This is a genomic window from Rhizobacter sp. P1_G5, assembly GCF_056405435.1.
Genome location: NZ_JBFUCB010000353.1, coordinates 1 through 6,315, shown reverse-complemented (window position 1 = coordinate 6,315; position 6,315 = coordinate 1). Strand labels below are relative to the sequence as shown.

The 6,315-nt window shown below is 69.9% G+C and carries 6 protein-coding genes and 1 tRNA gene; 4 read left to right on the top strand and 3 right to left on the bottom strand.

Annotation, left to right across the window (positions count from 1 at the left end; all coding sequences use genetic code 11):
- The 3 genes from AC1D12_RS21475 to AC1D12_RS21465 form a co-directional block, all read left to right on the top strand.
- A partial coding sequence (locus tag AC1D12_RS21475) for an ACT domain-containing protein (RefSeq protein ID WP_477842734.1) occupies positions 1-509 on the top strand: 509 nt, incomplete at its 5' end.
- Between the two features lie 37 nt (positions 510-546).
- Positions 547-639 (top strand) — tRNA-Ser (locus AC1D12_RS21470).
- Between the two features lie 119 nt (positions 640-758).
- Positions 759-1,136: a DUF2628 domain-containing protein gene (locus AC1D12_RS21465; RefSeq protein ID WP_477842732.1), complete on the top strand. Its 378-nt coding sequence runs from the start codon at positions 759-761 to the stop codon at positions 1,134-1,136.
- On the opposite strand, the gene AC1D12_RS21460 is transcribed toward AC1D12_RS21465, so the two are convergent.
- Positions 1,097-2,641 (bottom strand): FAD-dependent monooxygenase, encoded by a 1,545-nt coding sequence (locus AC1D12_RS21460; protein ID WP_477842730.1) that lies wholly within the window; start codon positions 2,639-2,641, stop codon positions 1,097-1,099. The genes AC1D12_RS21465 and AC1D12_RS21460 overlap by 40 nt on opposite strands.
- Positions 2,642-2,699: 58 nt before the next feature.
- Between AC1D12_RS21460 and AC1D12_RS21455 the strand changes: the two genes are divergently transcribed.
- Positions 2,700-3,338, top strand: a complete 639-nt coding sequence (locus AC1D12_RS21455; RefSeq protein WP_477828863.1) for a TetR/AcrR family transcriptional regulator — start codon at positions 2,700-2,702, stop codon at positions 3,336-3,338.
- Between the two features lie 9 nt (positions 3,339-3,347).
- Here the strand turns inward: AC1D12_RS21455 and AC1D12_RS21450 are convergent, their stop codons facing one another.
- Positions 3,348-5,363 carry a DEAD/DEAH box helicase gene (locus AC1D12_RS21450; RefSeq protein ID WP_477842728.1) on the bottom strand — a complete coding sequence of 672 codons (2,016 nt, stop codon included), beginning with the start codon at positions 5,361-5,363 and terminating at the stop codon, positions 3,348-3,350.
- A gap of 173 nt (positions 5,364-5,536) precedes the next feature.
- Positions 5,537-6,315, bottom strand: a 779-nt coding sequence (locus AC1D12_RS21445) for a cellulase family glycosylhydrolase (protein WP_477842726.1), incomplete at its 5' end; no start/stop codon positions are given.

The window sequence follows — 6,315 nt, the reverse complement described above, 5'->3', positions numbered from 1 at the left end:
CCTTTGAGGAAGACGAGAAAATGGAACAAGCCGTTGTGTCGGGCATCGCGTTCAACCGCGACGAGGCCAAGATCACCGTGATGGGCGTGCCCGACAAGCCGGGCATCGCGTACCAGATCCTGGGCCCGGTGGCCGACGCGAACATCGACGTCGACGTGATCATCCAGAACATCTCGCACGAGGGGAAGACCGACTTCTCGTTCACCGTGCACCGCAACGACTACACGCGCACGATGGAGCTGCTGAAGAACACCGTGCTGCCGAAGACCGGCGCCGCGCAGGTGATGGGCGACACCAAGATCTGCAAGGTGAGCATCGTCGGCATCGGCATGCGCTCGCATGTGGGCGTGGCGAGCAAGATGTTCGGCTGCCTGAGCGAAGAGGGCATCAACATCCAGATGATCACCACCAGCGAGATCAAGACCAGCGTCGTGATCGACGAGAAGTACATGGAGTTGGCGGTGCGCGCGCTGCACAAGGCGTTCGATCTGGAGCAGGCCACCGCCTGAAATCGTCAAAACTGCGGCTAGAATCGCAGTCTTCGCCGGAGTCGTGACCGAGTGGCCGAAGGTGCTCCCCTGCTAAGGGAGTATGTGGGCAAAACCTGCATCGAGGGTTCGAATCCCTCCGACTCCGCCAGACCTGTGATCAGCGAGATTCGTTGATCGCCATCAAAGCCCCGCCAACCTCGTGTTGCGGGGCTTTTTTGTATGAACGAAACCAACCCCTACGCCCCGCCCAAGGCAGAAGTTTCCGATGTGACACTGAGCTTCAAGGGCTCGCGCATCGATGCGCTGAAGGTGTCCGACGCCTGGAAGACACGCTTCCGCCTGATCGAGCGCGCGGGCGGCGCGAAGCTGCCGAACCTCAAGGCGCTGTCCTTCGGCCAACGGATGAAGGTCATGTTCAACGTGCTGGCCTTCCTCTTCGGGCCGCTCTACTACCTGACCAAGGGCCTGTGGAAGAAGGCCCTCGTGCTGTTCGCGATCTGCGTGGTGGTCGTCGTGGTCGCCGACCTGGTGATGGGTGACCGGTTCGGCAACGCGATAGGGATTGCCACCGGCGCCTTGTTCGCCATTCGCGCCAACATCGACGTCTACAAGAAGATGGTGCTGGGCGACGACGGTTGGTGGTGAGGGCCGGCCGGCCACCAGCGGCGCAGCGCTTCGCCGATGCCTTCGGTGCCGTCACCATCGCCCACCCAGGCGATGCAGGCATCGGGGCGGATCAGCATCGACGGTCCCGTGTCGATGGCGACGCAACGGATCCTCTGTGTGGCGGCGCCAACGAGCGTGCAAGCCCCGCCGTCCGCTGACGCATCGAGCAGCACGCCGCTGCCGTCCTGCATCAGCTCGTAGAGCGACGAGGCCTCGCCCTCATCGCGTCGAAGCGGCCTGTCACCGATCAGGCGCCCGACCTCGTCGTGCGGCGACCCGAGGTCGTAGCGGGTGAACAGGCCGCTCGTCATCTCGCCGATGAAGCGGTTGACGTCGTCGAGCTGCATCAGCTTCGCGAACAGGTCCCGCATCGCACCCGCCTGCGGGTCGGGTCGCATGATCGCGACCTGGGCCAGCGTGTTCGCGAGGACGGCCTCGGCCACGGGCCGGCGCTCGGCGGTGTAGGTGTCGAGCAGGCTGTCGGCCATCTCGCCACGAACGACGGCGGCGAGCTTCCAGCCGAGGTTGGCGGCATCCACCAGCCCGAGGCCCAGGCCCTGGCCACCGAACGGCGTGTGGATGTGCGCGGCATCGCCGGCCAGCAGCACCCTGCCTCGGCGGTAGGTGTCGACCTGCCGCGTGTTGTCGGTCCAGCGGCTGGCGCTGGCCAGCGCCTTCACGCGAACGTCCACGCCGCTGATGCGGCGCAGCACGCCTTCGAGCTGGTCACGCGTGACCGGTGCCTCCCGGTCCTCGGGCGGACCGGTGAAGTCCAGCATCACCAGCCGGCCGGGCAGGGGCCCGCAGGAGAACACGCCGCCCGGGGTGCGATGCCAGCCGATCGGCAGCAGGCGCTCGGGATGGTCGATCTCGGCGACGGCCTGGTAGAAGGTGGACGACGGCGGCGTTCCGGGGAAGGCGAAGCCGGCCAGCTTGCGGACGAGGCTGCGCCCGCCGTCGCAGCCGACGAGCCAACCGCAGCGGATGCGGCCTGCGCTCGTCGATGATTGCCACGCCACGTCGACGCCATCGTGCTGCTGCGCAAGACCGGTGAGCTCGCAGCCGCGGCGCACCTCGATGCCCAGCGCGCGGGCGCGCTCGCCCAGCATGGTTTCGACGCCCTGCTGATCCACCACGTGGGCCCGCCGTCCGGGCTCTTTCTGCGCATCCCTGCGGATCAGCGGCAGGCCGGCGAAATGCCCGCTGAACTTCGAGTTCGGCCCTCGCTTCGGGGCCCCGGCCTGTTCGATGAACGGCGCCATCGCCGCGACGTTGCGCGCTTCCTCGGCGGCGATGGCCGGGGCCATGCCACGGCGCTGCAGCGCCTCGATGCCCAATGGCCCGATCCCGCCGGCCTTCATCGCGGTGCTCACGACGGTCAGCCGTTCCAGCACCACGACGTGCACACCACCCAGGGTCAATTCGATCGCGGTCAGCAGCCCGACCGGACCAGCCCCCCACCACCACGACATCGATGGATTCATCCATGTTTCTCATTCAATGTGTACTCAGTATAGTAAATGTACTGAGTACAATGAAACCATGTCAATCCCACCCGATCGACGCTCCCGCAAGCGACTCGCCACGCGACAGGAGATCTCCAACGCCGCCACGCGCCTGTTCCTCGAACGGGGCTTCGATCGCGTGACGGTGGACGAGATCGCCGCCGCCGCCGACGTCGGCCGGATGACGGTCTTCAATCACTTTCCGCGCAAGGAGGACATGTTCTTCGACCGCGACGAGGAGATCCGCGAGGCCCTGCGCGACGCCTTGCGGCAGCGCGACCCCGGCATCGCGCCGATCGAGGCCTTGCGCCTGCTCGCGCATCGGCTGGTCGAGGCACGCAGCCCCTACCTCGAGTTCTCCGCTGCCAGCCAGGGCTTCATCGAGACGATCGAGGGCAGCGAAACGCTGAAGGCACGGGCGAGGGCGTTGCGCGACGAGATCGCAGAGGTCGTGCGGGTGGCGTTGATCGAATGCGCAGGCTGTGAGCCCGACGATCCGGATGCCCACCTGGCGGCCGACCTGCTGCTCGCGACCTGGACCGTGGCCCTCATCCAGGCCCACCGCAGCTTTCGGCAGCACGGCGATGCGATGGAAGCGAAGGCCGCCTTCCTCGCGATCGTCGACAAGGGCAGCCTCGGTCTCCGGGCCGCGATGGCCGGCACGCCTTGCGCGTGAGCCGTCTCTTCACATCGACCCTTGCGCCCGTGCGCGCCAGAAATCGGCATCGAACAACTGCCTCGCGCCGGTCCGCTCGTTGACCATCCAGAACTGCCGCCCGTCGGCACTGAGCCCGCCGACCTCGCCGGTGTGGCGCCCCGCGACGACGCGCCGCCCGAGCGCATTGGCCGGGAAGCCCGGCTGCCGCGCCAGCTCGATCAACGGCACCGCCGCGCGCGCATCGCCGGCCAGCCGCATCCGCTGCACGATCGGCGCAAGCAGCGGGTTGGCGGCATCGGCCGGCGACAGGTAGACCAGCACCTTGGCCTGCGCGCGGCTGAGCGCCACATTGACGAGACGCTGCGCCTCCTCGGTCTGCAGGAAGGGCTGGGCACCATCGGCCGGGTCGAACAGCACCACCGGTGCCTCGCTGCCCYGCGCGCGGTGCACGGTGCTGACCTTCACCGCCTCGGGCACGCCGCGCGCGCGCAGCCGCTGGCGGATCAGCGCGCGCTGCGCGCGGAACGGCGTCAGCACGATCAGTTCGTGCGGCTGCCACGCACCGCTCGCCAGCGCGCCGGCCACCGCCTCGGCGATCGCGTCGGCCGATTCGCGCCGGATCGGCCCGCGCTCCGCGGCTGACCAGGCGCCATCGGTCTTCAGACGGTGCACGTGCACATGCGTGTCGGCATCGATCGCACCCAGCGCCCGCCGGCGCGCCGCCAGCCAGCCGGGCGCGGCCTGCGTGTCGGCCGCCACGCGCAGCGACCCGTCGTAGAAGAGATCGCTGACCAGTTCGCTGATCGGCCCGGCCATGCGCGACTGCTCGTCGAGCAGCACCACCGACGGGCCCGCGCGCGGCATCTCGGCAAAGGCCGAGCGGCCCAGCCAGCGCCGCGCGCCGCGGTCGGTGCTGCGCAGCACCGGCGACAGCTGCTGCGGATCGCCGGCGAACAGCCGCGCGCGGCCCAGCGGCATCAGCGCCAGCGCGTGCGCCAGGCTCACCTGGCTGGCCTCGTCGAACACCAGCAGGTCGAACGGCGGTGCGTCGTCGGGCGCCAGCTCGCGCAGCGTCTTCAGCGTGAACGCGGCGCGCGTGGTCGTCATCGTCGCGAGCCGGCAGCGCTGCAGCACCTGCAGCGAGGCCCGGCGCAGCTCGTCGCGCAGCGCGGCCACGCGGTCGGCCCAGGCCTTCAGCGCAGCACCATCGCGCGATGACGGGCGGGCAGCCTCGGCGCGGGCTAGGCGGGCGATCAGGTCGTGGTCGTCGCTGGGGATCAGGCGCTCGCGGCCGGCATAGGCGGCGGCGTCGAAGCGCGTGCCCAGCCGCTGCACCGCGGCGCGCGCGTGTTCGCGGCGGCCTTTCTGCAGCGCCTTGTCGACCGCGAGCGTCGCCAGGTCGACCGCCTGGTTGGTGGTCGACAGCAGCAGCACGCGGGCGGCGGGCCGGGTGTCGAGGTATTCGGCCAGCAGCACGCCCAGCGTGGTGGTCTTGCCGGTGCCGGGCGGCCCCCACAGGAAGGCGCTGCTGTGCCGCACCAGCGAGAGCGCGTCGCGCTGCGCCGGCCGCAACCAGCGGAACGGCGCGCCGGTCAGCGCCGGGCCCTCGTCCTGCGTCTGCGGGCCGCCCAGGTCGGGCAGGCAGGCCAGCGCGCGCCCGGCCCACGGCGTGTCCCACCAGGCGTCGGCCACGGCGTTCAGGAAGCGCGTCGGGTAGAGGCGGATCAGGAAGTCGGGCCCCGGCGGCGGGGCGCTGGCGTTCTGCAGCACCAGCTGGTCGTCCTCGGGCAGCACGGCCAGTACGCTGGCGCCGCCCTTGGCCGGTGCACCCCACCAGGCAGAGGCGCCGTCCAGGCTGTCGTCCAGCAGCGCCTGGGCCGAGGCGGCGCCCGGCCGCTGGCCTTCGGCATGCACGTGGCCCGGCACCAGCGTCACGCGCCACAGCGGGCCGTCGCGCTCGCTGCGCAGCACCTTGAAATCGTAGTACTCGGGGGTGGCTGCGAGCTCGGCGTTCAGCGCCTCGCGCAGGTCGGCAAGGCTCATGGTGCTCGCGAATGTCGGGTCGTCAAAAGCGGTCGGGCCAGGCGCGCAAACGCCCAGCCCGGCCTGACCATCCGCACCTAATCACCAAGTGAAAATGGCTGGGCGAGATGATAGCGGCGCTGTGGGCTCGCTGTGGGCTGCTAGATAGCGCACAAAATCTCGATACCAGCCTTCTACTGCCAGGCCACTCCCGTCATCCAGTCCCGGAACACCCGCCCGTAGCCGTCGCTGGGCGTGCCGTCCACATCCTGGATCAGCACGTTGTCCTGCTCGGCGAAGACGTCCCAGCAGCAGCCGATGACCGACCAGTTGTTGGCGCCCGCGAACGGCAGCAGCTGCTGCAGGAAGGGCGCACCGGCCGTCCCCGGTGCGTTGTGCTCGCCGGTTTCCGCGAAGACGATCGGCACATGCGCCGACAAGGCCTGAACCACCGGCCAGTTCGCCGGCATGCTCCAGGTGCTCGACAGGTTGCCCCAGCCGCCGAGCAGGAAGCTCGCGCCGCTGCCCGTGCCGCTGCCGGCCGCCGCCGGCACCGCCGCCGTCGGCAGGGCCGTCTGCAGGTACCTGCCCGCGGTGACGATCTCCGCCGCCGCCACCGCGCCGCCCACGCCCACGGCCGTCACGCGCACTTGTGCGGGCTCGTACACCGTGTTCGGCTTCGCGAGCGTCAGCGTGGCGCCGACGGCATACCCGGTGCCGCCGGCCGAGACGCCGGCCGTCGTCGGGCGCTGCATCGGCGGGTAGGGGTGCCATGACGCGGCCATCTGCTTCAGCGGGTCGGTCGGCATGTTCGCCAGCCAGCCGCCCAGGTTGTTGCTGAACTCGGTGCCGCCGACCAGCACGACGTTGGCGGCGCCGGTCGCGCGCACCGCGTCCAGCATCGCCTGCATGCCGACCGATCGCCACGGGCCGGTGATGTTGCGGTAGTTCGAGGTGGCGCTCGTCGCGGGAA

Bases quoted from the DNA above. Each gene is read 5' to 3' on its own strand.
- AC1D12_RS21455 (WP_477828863.1), top strand. From the start codon at position 2,700: ATGTCAATCCCACCCGATCGACGCTCCCGCAAGCGACTCGCCACGCGA.
- AC1D12_RS21460 (WP_477842730.1), bottom strand. From the start codon at position 2,641: ATGAATCCATCGATGTCGTGGTGGTGGGGGGCTGGTCCGGTCGGGCTG.